This is a genomic window from Streptomyces tyrfis (assembly GCF_037034285.1).
Classification (GTDB): Bacteria; Actinomycetota; Actinomycetes; order Streptomycetales; family Streptomycetaceae; genus Streptomyces.
In genome coordinates this window covers 255,523-274,667 of record NZ_JBAGJZ010000002.1, presented here as the reverse complement: position 1 = coordinate 274,667, position 19,145 = coordinate 255,523, and the positions used below count along the sequence as shown (strand labels likewise).

8 protein-coding genes are annotated in these 19,145 nt (G+C 75.4%); 3 read left to right on the top strand and 5 right to left on the bottom strand.

The genetic code is table 11. From position 1 onward, the window contains the following. Positions 1–355 precede the first annotated feature (355 nt). A complete protein-coding gene (locus tag WA762_RS03210; protein ID WP_335932678.1) occupies positions 356–913 on the bottom strand; it encodes a MarR family winged helix-turn-helix transcriptional regulator in 558 nt (185 codons plus the stop codon). Positions 914–1,076: 163 nt separating this feature from the next. Between WA762_RS03210 and WA762_RS03205 the strand changes: the two genes are divergently transcribed. Continuing rightward, positions 1,077–2,369 carry an MFS transporter gene (locus WA762_RS03205; RefSeq protein ID WP_335932705.1) on the top strand — a complete coding sequence of 431 codons (1,293 nt, stop codon included), beginning with the start codon at positions 1,077–1,079 and terminating at the stop codon, positions 2,367–2,369. A gap of 183 nt (positions 2,370–2,552) precedes the next feature. Here the strand turns inward: WA762_RS03205 and WA762_RS03200 are convergent, their stop codons facing one another. Both WA762_RS03200 and WA762_RS03195 read right to left on the bottom strand, forming a co-directional pair. Continuing rightward, a complete protein-coding gene (locus WA762_RS03200; protein ID WP_335932677.1) occupies positions 2,553–4,400 on the bottom strand; it encodes an ATP-binding SpoIIE family protein phosphatase in 1,848 nt (615 codons plus the stop codon). 676 nt (positions 4,401–5,076) lie between these two features. Continuing rightward, entirely contained in the window at positions 5,077–6,519 is a 1,443-nt protein-coding gene (locus tag WA762_RS03195; protein ID WP_335932676.1) for an NAD(P)/FAD-dependent oxidoreductase, read from the bottom strand. Positions 6,520–6,904: 385 nt separating this feature from the next. On the opposite strand from WA762_RS03195, the gene WA762_RS03190 reads away from it, so the two are divergent. Continuing rightward, the gene (locus WA762_RS03190) at positions 6,905–7,891 is read left to right on the top strand and encodes a TetR/AcrR family transcriptional regulator (protein ID WP_443080500.1); all 987 of its coding nucleotides are present in this window, start codon (positions 6,905–6,907) and stop codon (positions 7,889–7,891) included. 1,053 nt (positions 7,892–8,944) lie between these two features. Next, the gene (locus tag WA762_RS03185) at positions 8,945–11,209 is read left to right on the top strand and encodes a sigma-70 family RNA polymerase sigma factor (RefSeq protein ID WP_335932672.1); all 2,265 of its coding nucleotides are present in this window, start codon (positions 8,945–8,947) and stop codon (positions 11,207–11,209) included. A 263-nt stretch (positions 11,210–11,472) separates the two neighbouring features. Here the strand turns inward: WA762_RS03185 and WA762_RS03180 are convergent, their stop codons facing one another. Further along, positions 11,473–15,219: an AfsR/SARP family transcriptional regulator gene (locus tag WA762_RS03180; protein ID WP_335932671.1), complete on the bottom strand. Its 3,747-nt coding sequence runs from the start codon at positions 15,217–15,219 to the stop codon at positions 11,473–11,475. Between the two features lie 424 nt (positions 15,220–15,643). Continuing rightward, a complete protein-coding gene (locus WA762_RS03175; RefSeq protein WP_335932670.1) occupies positions 15,644–17,785 on the bottom strand; it encodes an asparagine synthase-related protein in 2,142 nt (713 codons plus the stop codon). Between the last annotated feature and the right edge of the window lie 1,360 nt (positions 17,786–19,145).

The window sequence follows — 19,145 nt, the reverse complement described above, 5'->3', positions numbered from 1 at the left end:
GCTGTTCCGGTTCCACGCTTTCGCACTTTCCCTTTCCGGCGGTTCCGACTCTATCAGATCCTTTCGGGCCTGATTCCCAGTCAGCGGGATTTGCCTTCCCGGCCGTTGGGCCGTTCCGACACCGAAACTCTAGCGGATTTTCCCGGCGGCTCATAATCGGGCCTTCGAAATCAATTTCGGCATGCCGAAATTGTCCCGAGCGGGAGATCGTGCTGAGTTTTGGTTGCCGCGTCCGCGGCGGGATCGACTGTCGCAGAACCGTTCCGGCCCCGTGACAACTCGAAGTACCTTACGGATCGGCACGAGGCGTGTCAACTCCGCCAGGTCAAACGGTTTAACGGGGCCGGCCGCCGGATCAGTCCAGGTCGGTGAGGCGGCCGCCGGCGTCCGGCTGGGCGTGCTCCACGCGGCGCAGGACGCGGATCAGCATGTCGCCGAGGACCCCCCGCTCCTCGGGCGCGAGATCCTGGAGCAGGTCCCCCTCGAAGGCGGTGGCCATGCGCATCGCCTCCAGCCACTTCGTACGGCCCTCGTCGGTCAGCTCGACGATCACCCGCACCCGGTTGGTCTCGTCGCGGTCGCGGGTGACCAGGCCCTCGCCCGCCATGCGGTCGATCCGGTGGGTCATCGCGGCCGGGGTCAGCCCCAGGCGCTTCGCCAGCTCCCCCGGTCCCAGGCGGTACGGAGCACCGTTCAGCACCAGCGTCTTGAGGACCTCCCACTCGGCGTTGCTGATGCCGAGGGTGGCGAGCTGGCGCCCGTAGGCCACGTTCATCCGGCGGTTCAGCCGGCCCAGGGCCGAGACGACCTGCTCGACCTGGGGGTCGAGATCACGGAACTCCCGCTGATAGGCGGCGATCTGCTCGTCGAGGCTCGGCTCCTGCGGGCCGGGCTGCCCGGTGGTGTCAGACATGGCGGGCAGTATGGCACGCCCTTCTGAGCCGTCGAAGTCCTTCGGCCTGAATTGTTAAGGTTCTAACTTTAGTGCTAAAGTCTTCGGGTTCGAGTCGTTGAGTTGGCCCGGTGTGTCGGCATGCCGGGCCAGAATCTTGAGGTAGGTGAGTGTGACCAGGGAGATGGGGGCAGCACTGCGGCGGATCCAGCTGGGGAGCGCGCTGAGCGCGTTCGGGCTGGGGTTCACCGTTCCGTACCTGTATGTCTACGTGGCGCAGGTGCGGGATCTGGGCGCCGGCACGGCGGGCGTGGTGCTGGCGGTCTTCGCCATGGCGGCGCTGGCCGTGCTGCCGTTCACCGGGCGCGCGATCGACCGGCGCGGGCCGGTGCCCGTGCTCGTGGTGGCCTCGGCCGTGGCCGCCCTGGGCGCGGTCGCGCTCGGGCTGGCGTCGGACGTGACCATGTCGGTGCTGTCGGCGGCGGTCCTCGGCGCGGGCACGGCGGTCATGCAGCCGGCGCTGGCCACGATGCTGGTCTGGTGCTCCAGCACCGCCGGCCGTACCCGCGCCTTCGCCATGCAGTTCTTCCTGCAGAACCTCGGTCTCGGCATCGGCGGCCTGGTCGGCGGGCAGATCGTGGACACGGCCCGGCCGCACACCTTCACCCTGCTGTTCCTCATCGAGGCCGTGATGTTCGTGGTCCTCGCCGTCATCGCCGCCACCGTGCGGCTGTCCCGTGCGCCGTCCTTCTCCGGCGCCAGGCCGACCGGCGGGTCCGGGGCGGCGGCGGGCGGGTTCCGGGCGCTGCTGTCGCACCGGGCCATGGTGCAGCTGTGCGTGCTGGGCTTCGTGCTGTTCTTCGCCTGCTACGGGCAGTTCGAGTCCGGGCTCGCGGCGTACGGCACCGAGGCCGCCGGAATCCAGCCCTCGACGCTCGGTGTCGCGCTGGCCGCCAACACCGCGGTCATCGTCGTGGCGCAGTTCGTCGTGCTGCGGCTGGTGGAGCGCCGCCGGCGCAGCCGGGTCATCGCCGCGGTCGGCCTGATCTGGGCGTTCGCCTGGGCGGTGGCGGGCTACGCGGGTCTCGGGCACGGCAGCCAGACCATGGCGACGGCCGCGTTGATCTCCACGTACGCGCTCTTCGGGCTGGGCGAGGCGATGCTGTCGCCGACCGTCGCGCCGCTGGTCGCCGACCTCGCGCCGGAGTCGATGGTGGGGCAGTACAACTCCGCGTTCGCCCTGTGCAAGCAGCTTGCCCTGGCGGTCGGACCGGCCATCGGCGGGCCGATGGGGGCGACGCTGCACGGGCCGTACATCGTGACCTTCGTGCTGTTCTCACTGGGCATCACGGTGCTGGCGCTGCGGCTGGGCCGACGGCTGACCCCGGCGCAGGACCAGCCGTCGGCGGAGGTGACGCCGTCCCGGGTGGTGGCGGTGTCGCGGCCGGAGGCCGAGCCCGCGCCCAGCTGCCACTGACGTCCGTGTCCCGGCCCGCGGCCCGGCGCCGCTCACCGGGCGAACGGCCCCGGCCGCCGCACTCCGCGTATCGGAGTGCGGCGGCCGGGGCCGTGTCGTGTCCGGGGCCGCTTTCATGTCCGGGCCGTGTCATGTTCGGGGCCGTGCGGCGTTCGTGGCCGGTGCGGCGTCCGCGTTCGGGGCCTACCGGTCCGTCGTCGGGGGCTCCGGCGGCAGGGCGAACTCGCACCAGACCGACTTGCCGCCGCCCGGGGTGCGCCGGCTGCCCCAGGCCGTGGCGATCGTCGCGACGATGGAGATGCCGCGGCCCGATTCGTCCGCCGGATCGGCGCGACGGCGGCGGGGCAGGTGGTCGTCGCCGTCGGTCACCTCGATGATCAGACGGCGGTCGGTCCGGCGCAGGCCCAGGCGCATCGGCGGGGTGCCGTGCTTGAGGGAGTTCGCGACGAGTTCGCCGGCGGCCAGGACGCCCAGGTCGCGCAGCTCGGCCGAGAACCGCCACGACGTCAGCACGCCGGTCGCGAAGGCGCGGGCGCGCGGGGCGGCCTCGACGCCGCCGAGCAGGTCGAGCGAGGCGTTGTGGAACAGCTCGGCGTCGGCCCCGCTCCGGGCGGGGTGCTGGACCACCAGCACCGCCACGTCGTCGTCGTGTTCCGCGGTGACCCCGAGGGAGCGGATCAGCCGGTCGCAGACGACCTGGGGCGAGCCCTTGGCGCCCGAGAGGGCCCGTTCCAGCGCGGCGACGCCCTCGTCGATGTCCTCGCTGCGGCGCTCGACCAGGCCGTCCGTGTAGAAGACCGCCGTGGAGCCGGGCGGCAGCTCGATCGTGCCCGAGGTGTGGATCCAGCCGCCGGTGCCCAGCGGCGGTCCGGTGGGGTCCTCGGCCCGGTGGACCGTGCCGTCCTCGTGGCTCACCAGGATCGGCAGATGCCCGGCGGAGGCGTAGACCAGCCGGCCCTCGTTCGGGTCGTGGACCGCGTAGGCGCAGGTGGCGATCTGGCTGGCGTCGATCTCGGCGGCGAGCCCGTCGAGCAGCTGGAGCACCTCGTGCGGCGGGAGGTCGAGCCGGGCGTAGGCCCGCACGGCCGTACGGAGCTGTCCCATGACGGCGGCGGCCCGCACGCCGCGCCCCATCACGTCCCCGATGACGAGGGCGGTGCGGCCCGCGCCCAGCGTGATGACGTCGTACCAGTCGCCGCCGACCGCCGCGTCCGTGCCGCCGGGCTGGTAGGTGGCGGCGATCCGCAGGTCGTCCGGCTGTTCCAGTTCCTGCGGGAGCAGCGAGCGCTGGAGGGTGACGGCCGTCTCGCGGTGGCGTCGTTCGCTGGTGCGGAGCCGTTCGGCCGCCTCGGCGTGGTCGGTGACGTCGGCGGCGTACACGAGCACTCCGCGCTCGCCGTCGACGCCCCGGTTCCGGTTCCTGTCCCGGTCCTTCCTCCTGCTCCTGGCCGTGCCGTTGCCGGCCGGGTCCCCGTCGGCGTCCTCGGCCGTCGCGGCGTCGCCCCGGTGCACCGGGGTGCAGGTCACGGTGTACGAGTTGCCGCCGCGGACCTTGCGGGACTTGACCGTGCGGGGCGTGCCGCTGCGCAGGACCTGGTCCATGAGGGGCAGCAGGCTGAGTTCGGCGAGTTCGGGCATGGCCTCGGCGGCGGGGGCGCCGACCGGGCGCGGGCCGAACGCTGCGACATATGCGTCGTTGACGTACTCGATCCGGTGGTCGGGGCCGTGCACCAGGGCCACGAGGGCGGGCAGCCGGCCCAGCAGGTCCCGTGCGGAGAGGTTCTCCAGCACGGTTCCGCCGCCGGGAGGCCGGGCCCGGGCGCCGTCCTTCGTGCCGTCGCCCGTGCCGCCGGGTCCGCCGTCGGGCGAGCCGCCGGGGGTGTCCGGGCCCGGGCCGTCGCCCGGGGGCCGGGACTCCGTTTCGGGCCGTGCGTACTCGGCGCGCGCCGAGGGCACGGAACTGCGGTCGTCCCGAGCGGCGGCGCGGCGCTGCGTTCCGGGGAGGCGGGCGCTCCAACGCGTGAAGTTCACGGAATTTCTGGCCTCGTGTGTCGGTCTGGTCCGCTCGGGCGGGCTGCTTCCTGTGCTGGTTCCGGCTTTCCCGCCGGATCCGGTCGTCACCGCCGGGTTCGGCGGGAACGGCCGGTTCCGAAGAGGGCGGCCGGGCCCCATCGCGCTGTTCGTGCCTCTGACGAGGCGTCGGGGATGTCAGCGTGCGTCAGCGGGTGTCGGCGGGGTCCGCGGGTGTCAGCGGGGGCCGGCCGCGGTGTCCGGCGTCCCGGACGTCCCTGACGTGCGCGGTGTTCGCGCTGTCGCCGGCGCGTGCCCCGCCGTCGGCGCGTCCGTCGCGCCCGGCGCCTCCGATGCTCCCGGTCTCTCCGAGACCTCCGGCGCCTCCGGCCCCCGCCGGTGCGTCCGGCGCGTCCCGCGCGCCCGGCCCGTCCGCGGTGTCCCGGACGCCTGACGCGCGTGATGCACCCGGCGCCCCCAGTGCTTCTGATGCGGTCGATGCATCCGATGCGGTCGATGCGGTCGATGCGTCCGGGGCTTCGGGGATGTCGCTGCGTTCACTGTCCGTCACTGTCGGCCGGGTCACTCTGTGCAGGTGTGGGCCCACCTATGGTCACACGTCCAGTGTGGCGGACCGTGCGGACCGTCGTCGGCGCCGCCGTGCAGCGGTCGGGTGAGGCGACGCGCCGACAGCCGGTCAGCCGCCGTGCCCCGGTGGGCCGTCGGGGCCCGGCGGGCGGCGCGGGCCCGGCGGCCCCCCGGTGGTCGGCGGGCCTCCGGGGGTGGACGGGCCGCCCGGTCCGGGGCCGCCGGGGCACCCGCCGCCCGCGGCGCGTTCGAACTCGGCCCGCGGGTGCTCCAGCGAGCCGAGCGAGACGATCTCGCGCTTGAAGAACCCGGCGAGCGTCCACTCGGCGAGAACGCGGGCCTTCCGGTTGAACGTGGGGACGCGGCTGAGGTGGTACGCGCGGTGCAACAGCCAGGCCCGGCGGCCCTTGAGACCGCGGCCCCGGACGTGGGCGACGCCCCGGTGGAGGCCGAGCGAGGCGACGGAGCCCGCGCAGGCGTGGCGGTACTCCTTGAGGGGGCCGCCGTCGATCGAGGCGAGGACGTTCTCGGCGAGGACCTTGGCCTGGCGCACGGCGTGCTGGGCGTTGGGCGCGGTCGTGGCGTCCTTCCCGGCGGCGGTCAGATCGGGTACGGCCGCCGCGTCCCCGGCGGCCCAGGCGTGCCCGGCGCCCTCGACGGCGAGCTCCGCCGCGCATCTGATCCTGCCGCGCTCGTCGAGCGGCAGATCGGTGGCGGCGAGGAGGGGTGCCGGTTTGACGCCCGCGGTCCACACCAGGGTGCGGGTCGGGAGGCGGGAGCCGTCGCTCAGGACGGCGATCCGGTCCTCGCAGGACGCCAGCCGGGTGTCGAGGCGTACGTCGACGTTGCGGCCGCGCAGCTCACGGATCGCGTACCGCCCCATCGCCTCGCCGACCTCGGGGAGGATGCGGCCGGACGCCTCGACGAGGATCCACCTCAGGTCCTCCGCCCTGATGTTGTGGTAGTACCGCGAGGCGTAGCGGGCCATGTCCTCCAGTTCGGCGAGCGCCTCGACGCCGGCGAAACCGCCGCCGACGAAGACGAAGGTGAGGGCGGCGTCGCGGACGGCCGGGTCGCGGGTGGTGGAGGCGATGTCCATCTGCTCGATGACGTGGTTGCGCAGGCCGATGGCTTCCTCGACGGTCTTGAAGCCGATGCCGTGGTCGGCGAGCCCGGGGATCGGCAGGGTGCGCGAGACGGAACCGGGGGCGAGGACGAGCTCGTCGTACGGAACCTCGACGGGCCCGGTGCCGTCCTCCACACCGGCGGGCGTGGTCACGACGGCCGTGCGCCTGGAGTGGTCGATGCGCCGCGCCTCGCCGATCAGGATCCGGCAGTGCGCCAGCACCCGGCGCAGCGGCACCACGACGTGGCGCGGCGAGATCAAACCGGCGGCCGCCTCGGGCAGAAACGGCTGATACGTCATATAGGGGTCGGGGGTGACGACGACGATCTCGGCCCGACCGCTCCTCAGCCGCTGCTTCAGCTTCCGCTGGAGACGCAGCGCCGTGTACATCCCGACGTAGCCGCCGCCGACGACGAGAACGCGCACGCGCGGCGGGGGGCCGGGGGGTGCTCCCCCGGAAACTGAAGCCATCACCACCCCATGACGCAACGGCCTCAGGGGTTTGTCCACAGGCCCGACAAATTGTGTGACCGGAGGTTGCGGACGGGGGGTCGCCGTCGGCGGCGCCGGTGGCGCGGAAGCCGCGCAGGTCAGGGGTCGGGGCGGGGGTGACGGGCGAGGAGCGCTTAAGCGACCAATTGGTCCTTGCGCCGATCGGGGGGCGCTCCGTGCGGAACTACCCCCTTCTGAATTGACGCGGGCTCAACTATGTTCGTATGTCGTCGGAGTGCCGGGTCGGGACCGTGATCCACTCTCTGGCTCAGACGGCGGGAAGTCTCCGGGGGGAGACGTCATTACCGGGGGAACAGTCATGCATATTCAGGATCCTCATTGGCAGACCACTGGGGCCGTTATGCCCCATTCGCCCGAGGGGAACGGCCGAGCCGGGGCCGTCGCGACGGTGGGGACCGGGGGGCCGACGACGGCCGTCGACGAGGCGGTGCCGACCAGCACGCCCCTGACGGCCCCGGCCGTGGTGAACGGCGCGAACGGGACGAACGGCCGGTCGACCCCGCTCCGCGTGGACGCCCAGCGCAATCTGGAACACGTGCTGCGCGCCGCGCGCGAGGTGTTCGGCGAGCTGGGGTACGGGGCGCCGATGGAGGACGTGGCGCGTCGCGCCAGAGTCGGCGTCGGCACGGTGTACCGCCGCTTCCCGAGCAAGGATGTGCTGGTCCGGCGGATAGCCGAGGAGGAGACCGCCCGGCTGACGGACCAGGCGCGGACCGCTCTGGGGCAGGAGGAGGAGCCGTGGTCGGCGCTCTCGCGCTTCCTGCGGACGTCCGTGGCCTCGGGCGCGGGCCGGCTGCTGCCGCCGCAGGTGCTCCGGGTCGGGGTCGACACCGGGATCGGCGTCGGCGGGGGCGTGGTGGCCGAGTCCGGGGCCGCGCGGGTGACGGGTGCCGGTGAGCCGGCCCCGGCCGGGGATCCGGGGGCCGCGGCCGTCGGCACGGCGGACGCGGACGGCGGACGGGACGAGGCGCGGGTGCCCCAGCAGCGGCAGGGGGCGGATCAGGCCGACCTCCGGGCCGCCGAGGCGTCGCCCGGCGCGAAGACCGCGGAGACCGGCCACGCCCCGGACGACGCCGGGGCCGGAGAGCTGCTGGAGGTCGTCGGACGGCTGGTGGACCGGGCCCGTGCGGCCGGTGAGCTGCGCCGCGAAGTGACGGTGTCCGACGTGCTGCTGGTCATCGCGACCGCCGCGCCCTCGCTGCCCGACGCGGCTCAGCAGGCGGCGGCATCGAGCCGGCTGCTGGACATCCTCCTGGAGGGGCTCCGCTCGCGAACGGCCGCCTGAGCCGCGGGGACGCGCCACGGGAGAGCACTGCGGGGACGCGCCTCGGAAAAGGCGGTACGGGGTCGCGACGCGGGAAAGCCGGTACGGGATGGCAGGGCGGCAGGGCGGTGGTGCGGGCGGCGCGTGAGACCGCCGCGTGCGTGACGCTGCCGCGCGCATGACACTGCTGCATGCCGGAGGCTGCCGCGTTGCCGGAGGCCGCCGCGCGCGGGGGGCTGCCGCAGGTGCTGCCGGGTGAGTCGCGGGGGCGCTGCGGCGCGGTGCGGTCCTGTCGGTCCGGAAGAACTGTCCTGTCGGCCCGGATGAGCTCCGCAACGGTCCGGAAGAACTCCGGAGCGGCCGGCCGAGCCCTCGGAGGGCCGGTCGAGCCTCGGAGGGCCGGGCGGGCTCCGGAGAGCTGGGCGGGCTCCGGTCTGTCGTCCGCGGCGGTTGCGGGCTCCGCCGGTCGATCCTCGGGGGCGTCCGGCTGCCGCCCGGCGGGACGGCGACGGCGCGCTGGTGCGAGGGGGCGCGTGCGCGGTCGCTTCACGCCTCCCTGCCGCGCACTCTCGGCCGTTCGCACCGCCCTCCGAGGTGATCGCGCCTCCCCGAGGCAGCCGTTCCTACGCGAGGCGGCCGTTCCTACGCAAGGCGGTCAGCCCTCCCCGGGACCGCCGGCCCTCCGCGAAGCGGTCCTCGTCCTTCGAATCGGTCACCGCGGGGAAGAGACGGCCGGCGCGAGGGAAGTGCCGCGACGGGCGTTCGAATGGCCCGAATTGGCGGTTACTCACCGGTCGCCCGGGCGCGGAGCGTTCCCCGTGGCGGCGTCCCGGTCGGCAACGCTCCTTCATCCGCGCTCGAACAGCCCTTTTCAAGCGGCTCGTCACACGGTGTCGGCCGGACCCGCAGGTAAAAGCGCCCACTTACTCTTCCCCGAATGAGGGTCCACTAGTACTCACATTCGACAAAACACCCCGGATGAGTGGTTACAGGGGCTGAGAGTCCGGCGTGATTGCGCCATGTGGCACGCTTGCCGGATGTTCGGGTCCGACGGCACATACGGGGGCTACCGCGATGAGCGGTGACGGGCAGCAGGAAAACAGGGGTTCGAAGTCGTTCGACGACGTCTCCGCCATGGGCGGCGCGACGAAGGCCGACGGACTGTTCCCCCACCAGGTGCCGAGTCAGGCCGGTCCGGGGCGGGCGACGGGCGGCGGGGCCGAGGGCGGCACCGTGGTCCCGGGCCCGTGGCCGGCCGTGCGCGAGACCGACGCGGCCGCGGAGGCCGGCGCCGACGCCGCGGTGCCGATGCAGCGGGAGGGCGGCAGCACCTCCGACGCGGCCGGCAACGGCGTCTCCGACGCCGATCTGATCAGGCGGATGCGGAACGGCGACGACCGGGCGTACGAGGAGCTGTTCCGGCGGCACTCGGACGCGGTGCGCCGCTACGCGCGTACCTGCTGCCGGGACGCGCACACCGCCGACGACCTCACGGCCGAGGTCTTCGCGCGCACCCTGCAGGCGGTGCGGCGGGGCAAGGGCCCCGAGGAGGCGGTGCGGGCGTACCTCATGACGGCCGTCCGGCATGTCGGGGCCGCCTGGACCAAGACCGCCAAGCGGGAGCAACTGGTCGAGGACTTCGCGGTGTTCGCGACGCAGGCCGCCGAGTCCTCACCGGCGTCGGGCGTCGACACGGTCGATCTCGGCGCGGATGTGCTGGCGATGCACGAGGCCGAACGGTCGCTGGCGATGCGGGCCTTCCGCAGTCTGCCGGAGCGTTGGCAGGCCGTGCTGTGGCACACCACCGTCGAGGAGGAGTCGCCCAGCCAGATCGCGCCGCTGTTCGGGCTGACCGCCAACGCCACCGCCGTCCTGGCCAGCCGGGCCCGCGAGGGCCTCAAGCAGGCGTATCTCCAGGCCCATGTGAGTCAGTCGCTCACCGCCGGCGGCGACTGCGCGCGCTACGCCGACCGGCTCGGCGCGTATGCCCGGGGCGGGCTCCGGATGCGCGCCGAGCGCGGGTTGCGGGGGCATCTGGAGGAGTGCGCGAAGTGCCGACTGGCCGCGGGCGAACTGGCCCATGTCAACGCCGGGATTCCCGCGCTGCTGCCGGTCGCGGTCATCGGCTGGGTGGCTGCCGGGTACTCGCTCAAGGCCGCCGGTGTCACGGCCGGGGCCGCCGGTGCGGGAGCCGCCGCGGCGGCGACCGGCGGGGGCTCGTCCGGCGCCGCGTCCGGAGGCGGCACGACCTCGAAGGGGCTGGGCACTCCGACGAGGGCCGGCATCGTGGCGGCGATCGTGGTGGCCTCGGCGGCCGGACTGGCCTGGGCCATGGTCGGCAACGGCCGGCCGGCGCCGGAGACCGGCCGCGCCGCCGAGCCTGCCGCCGCCGCTCCCGACGCGGTGCCCCCCGCGCCGCCGGGACACACCCCTCCGAAGCACACGCCGCCGAAGCACCCCGCGCCCCCGGCGCCCCCCGCCGCGGCAGCGCCCACGGGGTCCCCGGCGTCCCCCTCGCAGCCGGATCCGGCGACGAACCCGGCTGCGACGGCCGCCCTCTCGCCGTCGGCGACCCGGACTCCTCCCCCCGCTCCCGAGCCGGCGCCACCGGTTCCCGCGCCGACGCCGACATCGACATCGACGCCCGAACTGCCGGGGCCGACGCTGAATCCGCCGACGTCGCCCGACCCGAAGCCCACCGTCCCGACATGGCCCGATCCGACGCCCTCCACCCCGACGCCCCCCGACCCGACACCTGACCCGACGCCCGACCCGACGCCCGACCCGACACCTGACCCAACCCCCGACCCGACGCCCGACCCGACGCCCGACCCGACTCCCTCCACCCCGACACCGCCTGACCCGACACCCGACCCGACGCCGACCCCGTCGGTTCCTCCGCCGACCGTCTACCGGCTCAGCGAGCTGCGCTACTCGACGCTCGGCGACCACACCGAGCCCGAGGTCGTGGTCAATGAGAGCAACTGGCTCTGGCAGCGCTCCAACCTGCTGATCGGCGGCACGCGGTACGCCCACGGCGTGACCGTGCACAACAAGTCGTCGGTCACGATCCAGTTGAACCGCCAGTGCTCGCGCTACGAGGCCGTGGTCGGGGTCGACGACCTGTCGCTGGGGGCGGGGTCGGTGCGCTTCTCCGTCCTCGGCGGTGACGGGCGGCGGCTGTGGCGTTCCCCGGTGGTCCACCGCGGCGGCCCGGCCGTGCCGGTCAATGTGGGCATCACCGGTCAGCGCAAGATCCGGCTCGTCGTCGAACGCGCCCGGCCGGGCGGTGGCATGGCCCTCGCGGACTGGGCCGATTCGGGCATCGACTGCCAGTGATCGTCCACCGCCCACCGCAGATCGCCCGTCGCCCGTCGCTCGTCGCACGCCACCGGCTGAACGCCGGTCGCTGAGCGCTGGTGGCGGCAGGAGCAGGGGCGACGGGGTCACGGGCGGGTCATGGACACGGCCCCGGCCGGGCCGCCTCAGCCGGGCCGCCGCAGCCGGGCCGCCCTCGGCCGAGCGCGGCGTCTGACACCGGGCCGCCCCGGCCCACTCACGCCCCGCCGGGGCGGCCCGGAGGTCAGGCGGCGGGCCCGGCGTCAGACGCCGCGCTCGGCCGCCATGTCCCCGTACGCCTCGGCGTACGTCCCGACCCCCGGGGCGCCCGGGTCCTCCGGGAGCGCCGCGGCGATGCCGGTCAGCAGTTCGATGACGTCGTCGACGGTCAGCGTGCGGCCCGCGGCGCGCTCGGACTCGTACGCCTCGGCACCCAGCTCCGCGCGGGCCAGCCGCCCGATCTCGTCCGCCTCGGCCTGCTGCACCACGGTCCGCAGCCCGGCCGGGCGCCAGGTGTCGGCGGCCGCCAGGATCCGTACGGCCTCCGGGAGGCGTCCCACCTCCGGCAGCACGGTCGCCACGCCGTCCACCAGATGCCCGGTGACGAGTTCGGCGCACTGGGCGTCCCGCGCCTCGCGCAGCACCCGGCTCAGCCCGCGCACCCCCGCCGCCGGGCCGTGCCCGGGACCCTGCTCGCGCGCGGTGATCCGGGCCTCCAGCCCCCTGACCACGGCGGTGAAGTGGGACGGCGGGCTGCCCTGTTCGATCACCGCCTCCGTCTCGGTCATCAGCCGTCGCGCCTCGGCGATCTCGCCGCGGTCCAGGGCCAGGGTGGCGCGCAGGAAGTGGGCGTAGGCGCGGGCGTCGTGCACCTGGAGGCGGTCGGCCTCGTTCTCGGACTCGGTCAGCAGCCGTTCGAAGCCCGCCACGTCCCCGGTCCGGTAGGCGAGTTCCGCGAGACGGGCCAGCAGGAACGGAGCCTCGACGTGCGCCCCGACCTCACGGGCGAGCAGCAGCGCCTCCTCGTACGCCGCCGAGGCCTCGTCGTACCGTCCGCGCACCGCGCCGGCCTCCGCGGCGGCGCTGGCTACCTGGGCGCGCAGCCAGCGGTCGCCCACCCGGTGGGCCAGTTCGCGCAGTTCGGCGAGGTCGCCGTCGACCCCGGGCATCCCTCCCGGCATGTCGACGACCATGTGGGTGCGGAGCATCAGCATGACGCCGTACTCCCAGGACCGGCCGTGGACACGGGTGTTGGCGACCGCCGCGTCGACCACGTCGCGCGTCTCGACGGTGGTCCGGTGCGTGAACGTGGCCAGCGGCCAGAGCATGCCCGGGAAAGTGGCGCCGTGGGGGCCGGAGTCCCTGAACGCTTCGGTCACCCGCTCCAGCCACTCCCGCCGCTGGTCGTCCCGGTAGATGTCGTCGGCGGGGCGGTGCTCCGCCGCCAGGAACAACCGCAGGACCTCCACCCGCATGCGGGGCCAGTAGCGGGGATCGGCGCGGTCCACCGGCTCCGGCCCCAGCGTCACCGCCCGTTCGGTCCAGCCGAGGCCCTCCGTACGGTAGTTGCGCAGCCACCAGAACCACCCCATGCCGAGCACCAGTCGCATCGCGTCCGCCTCCGCCGGATCGGTGACGACGGTACGGGTGAGGGCGGCGCGGATGTTGTCCAGGTCGGTCTCCAGGCGTTCGATCCAGCGCAGTTGTTCGCCGGAGCGGAGCCGGGGCTCGGCCTCCTCGACGAGCGCGAGGAAGTACGCGGTGTGCGCGGCCGCGGCGGCGGCCCGCAGGGCGGGCGTCTCGGCCGCGCGCTCGACGGCGTACTCGTGGATGGTCTCCAGGAGGCGGTAGCGCATCTCGCCGTTGGCGGTCGGCGCGGCGACCACGAGGGACTTGTCGACGAGCGAGCCGGTCAGTTGGGCGGTGAAGTGCCGGGCAAGGGGTCCGGCCACGGCCTCGGCGGCGGCCAGGTCCCAGCCGCCCGCGAAGACCGAGACCTGCCGCAGCAGCGTGCGTTCGTCCTCGTCGAGCAGGTCCCAGGACCAGTCGACGACGGCGCGCAGCGTCTGCTGCCGGGGCAGCACGGTACGGGCCCCGCTGGTGAGCAGGCGGAACCGGTCGTCGAGCCGGTCCGCGATCTGGCGCGGGGTGAGCATCCGCAGCCGGGCGGCGGCCAGTTCGATGGCCAGCGGCAGCCCGTCGAGGCGGCGGCAGATCTCCGCCACCGCGTGGGGGTCGTGCGCGGTCTCCCGCCCGAGGTCGAAGTCGGGGCGTACGGCGCGGGCGCGCTCGGCGAACAGCCGGTGCGCGGGGTCGGCCGGGAGCGGGCCGACCGGGCGTATCGACTCGCCGGGGACGCCCAGGGGTTCGCGGCTGGTGGCGAGGACGCGCAGTCCCGGGCAGCGGGTGAGCAGGGCCTCGGCGAGCGTGGCGGCCGCGTCGACGACATGCTCGCAGTTGTCCAGGACCAGCAGGACGGGACGGGTCCGGGAGCGGTGCGCCAGATGGTCGACGAGGGTCCCGGTCGGATCGTTGCGCGCCGGCTGCCCGTCGCGGACGTTGTCCCTCAGGAGCGTGGTCTCGCGCAGCCCGAGGGCGGAGAGCACGGCCCCGGGGACGTCGGCCGGGTCCTCCACCGGGGCGAGTTCGGCGATCCACGCCTCCGGCTCCGGTCCGGACGGGGCCGCCCGGCCGGGGGTGGGCCGGCTCGCCCGGGTCGCGGCCTCCTCGGCCAGTCGGGTCTTCCCGGAGCCCCCGGGCCCGGTGAGCGTCACCAGGCGAGCCCGGGTCAACTCGTCGCGTATGGAGTCCAGTTCGGCTTCGCGCCCGACGAACGAGGTGAGCCGGGGGCGGATGTTGCCCCGGACTGGCGCGGGGGCGGTGGCGTACGCGGGCGCGGGCGCGGCGGCGCACTCGGACCCGTCGGCGTACGCGGGCGCGGCGTGCGCCGCCGTCGGGACGGAGTCGGCGGCGCGCGCCGCCCAGGGGGCGGGTACGCGGGCGGCGGGGATCACCTCCCGAGGGGGTGCGCCGGGGGCCGCCGCCCTGCCGGGCCCGGTCCGTGCCGCATCCGAGGGGCCGAGCAACTCGCGGTGCAGCGCGGCGAGTTCAGGGCCGGGGTCGGCGCCGAGGCCGTCAGCGAAGGCGTGCCGGGCCTCCTCGTACGCGGCCAGCGCGTCGGCCCGGCGGCCCTCGGCGCGCAGGGCGCGGATCAGCTGGCCCCAGAAGCGTTCGTTGTACGGATGGGCGGCGGTCAGCTCCCTGAGTTCCGGCACCAGGGCGCCCGGGCCGGTACCGGAACCGGAACCGGAGCCGAGGCCGACGCCGGAACCGGAGTCGAAGACCGAGCCGAGGCCCGAGCCCGGGCCGGTACCGGAACCAAGGCCCGAGTCCGAGCCCGGGCCCGGACCGAGGCCCGTGCCGAAAGCAGCATCGGCGCCCCCGGCCCCGACGTGGGTCCCGGCACCATGGCCGCCGGTCCCGGTCGCGCCGCCGGTCTCGGCGCACCGCAGGTCGGCCTCGATGCGGCGCTCCAGCGCGGTCAGGCGGCGGGCCTCCGGGCGCAGCCCGTGGCCCTGGCCGTGGCCGCCGTCCGGCAGATCGGCCAGGGCCGGCCCGCGCCAGAGCCCGAGCGCGGTGCGCAGCGTCCGGGCGGCCGCGGTGGGGTCCCCCGCGTCCAGCTGCTCGGCCCCCTCCCGGAACAACCGCTCGAACACGTGCAGGTCGACCTCGTCGGGCGCCGCTTCCAGGCGGTAGCCGTCCCGGACACGGGTGATCGCGTCCCGTCCCAGCGCCCGGCGCAGCCGTCCGACGAGCGCCTGGAGCGCGGCGGGGGCGTCGTACGGCGGGTCGTCGCCCCAGATGTCGTCGACGAGGACGGCCACGGATACGGGCCGCCCCACGCGCAGGGCGAGGGCGGCGAGGAGTGCGCGCAGCCGTGTACCGCCCACGGGCAGCACTTCGCCGTTCGGGTCTCGCGCTTCGGTGACGCCCAGAATCGAGTACCGCACCCGGCCATTCTGGCCCGTCGGCCGGCCCAGGGCCCGGCGGCGCGGGCAGTCGCCCGGCGCCGACGCGCAGGAGCCGCGTGCCCGGGCCCCCGGCCCGGACTTCGTCCCCCGGCCCCGACTCCCCGGCCCCGCCTCCGGTCTCGCCCCGAGCCCCCACTTCTTCGGCCCCGAGCCCCAACCCCTTCGGCCCCGGGCCCGGCCCCGGTCTCCGCCTCGGCCCGGCCCGGCCCCGCCGTCCGCGCGTCCTAGGGCAATACACCTAGGGGGTGTCTGATGAATGAGTGCGGGAGAAGGAGCGGGGTCCGGTGCGTGTGATCGCAAGGCGCCGCGAGCGTCTGCGTGGCGGAGCCACGTGGGCGGTTCGGCAACGCCGCGAGCGTGCGTGCCGGACCCCGCGACGCCGCAGGTATGTGTCAGACACCCCCTACGCCTGCAGGCTCCGCCGCGCCGCCGGGACGACCCCGTGCGCGACCGCGCGCCGACGGGGGGCCTCCGTGCCCGTCCAGCAGGTGCCGCGCCGCGACACGAGCCGGCGGAGCCAGAGCTCCATGGACGCCAGATGGGCCAGGCCGTCCAGCGGGAGCGGCTCGCCGTCGGCCGCCGCGCGCAGGGCCTCGCGTACGACACGGGCCTCGACCAGTCCGGCGTCGGCGAGCAGCGGGGCGTCGAAGAGCGCGATCAGCTCGGGCAGCGCGGCGCGCAGACCGGTGCGGGCGGTCGCCTGGACGGCGGCGTGGGAGGAGGGGGCGCCCCAGCCGGGCGGCAGGTCGTGGATGCCCGCGCCCGCGAGCACCCGGCGCAGGATCGCGGCCCGGGCGCCCGGCTGCACCCGGAGCGACTCGGGGAGCGCGCGGGCGGCGCGTACCACCTGGTTGTCGAGGAAGGGGGCGTGCAGGCGCTGGCTGCGGTTCTCGGCGGCCTGCTCCAAGATCCGGTGATCGGCGGCGTACCGGGTGAGCGCGGCCCGCGCCCGGGCCTCGCCCGGGCGCTGCACGGAGACCGGCCGCACCGCCGCCTCCTGCAGACGAACCGATACTTCGGCGAGCGCCTCCCCCGTCAGCCAGCGCGCGGCGGGACCGGGCCGCGACCAGGCGAGCGCGGCGAGCGAGGCGTCGGCGGGGGTGTCGAGCTCCGGGGCGTGCCGGTTGGCGCCCGGCAGCCGGTCGGCCGCCGCCTCCAGGCCGGTGCGGTACGACGTACGCGACAGCCGGCGAGCCGCGCGGTAGACGGTCAGCGGCACGAAGAAGGACTGCGCGGACGGGCCCTCGGCCTTGGCGAGCGCCGCCACCGGGCGCAGCAGATGGCGTCTGCGCCGGTCCATCAGCAGGTCGGCGAGGCGGGCGGGGTGGGCGTCGAGGACCTGCCGGGCGCCGCCGCCGACGAAGTGGTCGGCGCTGCCCGAGGCGAGGCGGCGACGGTGGCGCTCGCCGACGACGAGCGACGGCGCGGGCTCGTCGGTGAGCGGGCCGCCGCCCAGGTCGGCGTAGGGCAGCGCCTCCTCCCCGCCGGTCACCACGACATGGTGCAGGCGGGGGTCGGCGGCGATGACCCGGGCGCGTTCGAGTTCGTCCTCGTGGCCGTGCGCGGTGAGGTCGTTGAAGGTGACGGCGAGCAGCCGCTCCCCCGCCTCCGCGCCCCGGCCGAGGAGGCCGCCGGGCAGTCCGGGCAGCCCCGGCAGTCCGGCGGCGAGCAGGGCGAGCGTGCCGGAGGCGCTGCCTCCGGAGAGGTCGGCGCCGATGCCGGGCACGGGCGCGCCCCGCGCGGCGCGGCGATCGGCGGGCCCCATTCCGGGGACCGGCCCGGGGTCGGGCGGCAGCGTCCCGGGGGCGTGGCGCGGGGCGGTGAGCCGGGCGCGCACGGCGTCGACCAGCGCGTCCCGGACCCCGTCGACGGCGCTCACCGGGTCGAGTTCGGGCGCGGCCACGGCCAGCGAGGCCACCGCCTCGTAGCCGGAGATCTCGCGCGAGCCCTCGCGCAGGACGAGCGCGTGGCCGGGCGGGAGGCGCTTCACCCCGGCGTACGGGGTGCCGTCGCGCAGCGCCTCCGGGGTCTCGGGGCAGGCCAGCAGGGCGGCCAGATGCCCGATGTCCAGCTGGGCCTCGACCAGGTCCGCGAGCGGGAGCGCTGCGGTGGCGTACGCCGTGCCGCCGGCCCAGGGGGTGTGGAAGACCGGGCGGGCCCCGGCGAGGTCCCCTATGACGCCGATCCGCCGCCCGACCTGGACGACGGCCGTGTAGCTGCCGGGCCAGGAGGTGAGGTGGCGCAGGGCTCCGCCCCGGGCGGCGAGGAGACCGACCCGCAGCTGCTCGTCGGTGGCCCCGCAGCAGCCCAGAACGGCGAGCCGGGCGGTGGGCGCGCCCCCGGCCGTCTCGACGGCGCTGATCCGGATCTCGTCCGGGCGCCAGTCGCCGACGGCCCACAGCGGATCGGGGTCGCCCCACAGAAGCTGGGAACCCACGGGCTGCACGGTGCGCCCCTCGTCGCCCGCGCCGACCGCGCCGGCCGTACCGGTGCCGGCGGTACCGAAGCGCGCGGCGACGCTGCTCCACCCCACCAACCAACGCATCGCCGCCTCCACAGGCCGTGGGCAAGACAGGTGGACAGAACGGCGCAGCGGGAACACATCGGGAGAACTCCGGTGGCGCGCGCCGTCGTTGCGAACATGCTGCCACGACGGACGGGTACCGGAGGGATCGCGGAGGGCGCACGTCGGACCGGCATGCGCCCCCGGCAGGTGCCGTACCGATGCGAGCGGCGGGCGGGCCGCGGCGGGCTCGTACTGGTCGGAGGCCCGGCGCCGGGAGTCCGGCGGGGCGGCAGGCACGCGGCCGGGACGTCTCTGAAACGGCGTCAACCGCCTTGCAGATCGGGCGTGTTGCTTACCACAGGTAAGCCGGGTGTTCCGCCTCAGGATCCGGCCACTTTCCCACTCCTCGTACGGACCGGCGACGGGCGGATCCGGGCGCGTCGGCGGAGCGCCCCGGAATCGATCGGCGCCGCGACGACCGAACGGCGATTTTCAGCCATTCTCTGGGCATGCCGAAACCCCGCGACGGTTCAACAGCCGCCCGGGACACCCCGTTTCCTCCAGGTTCGTTCAACGGCCCTTCACGGGCCCCTCTCCGCGGTCCTCTCCTCACCCGTCCTCTCGCTCTCCCCCTGGTCCCTCCCCCTCGCGCCCCCTTCGCCTCCCACGCGTTCCCTTCGAACGCCGGCCCGGCGCCGGCCGTCGCACCCGCCCCTCGGCGCCGGCGGCCGAACACCCGGCGCCCGCCGCCGCGTCGGCCCTCCGGGCCACGGCGTCGGCCCTCCCGGGGCCGTGCCCGGCGTCCGCGTCCGCGCCGGTCCCGGCGCACGGTCCGGGAGGCGTCGCCCGCCTCCCGGACCGGTCCGCCGCCTGCGGGGAATGAGGCGGCAGTGTCCCCCAGCCCACTGGTTCCAAGGCAGTGGGCCGACCCACGCAGCACCCATGGAAGCCCCTCCGAAACGACCGGACGAGAGCGCACGGCCGGGCGCACGGCCACACGCCAGGGGCACGCGCGAAACCGCGCGGACACCGCCGCCACGCTGGGCGAACACCCCCTCCACGCTGCACGGACGCCGTCTTCGGGCCGCGCGGCCGCCGCCTCCGGGAGCGCACGGACGGGGGCACCCGGCGGACGCGGCCCCGGCGCCGACGACGCGTCGGCCGACCCCCGGGCCACGCGCGCACCCGGCCCCCCGGGCCGCGCCCGCACCCGTTCCGCGCCCCGTTCCGCGCCCCGTTCGCGACCGCCCGGCGGCCGGCCCGCGACCACCCCGCGAACGCCTCGCGACCACCTCGCGACCGCCCTCCGACCGCCCCCGCGACCGGCTCGGCGGCGGCATCCGCGCGACGGTGCGCGCCGTCCGCGCCGCACGGACAACATTCCCGCCATACGGAGGTC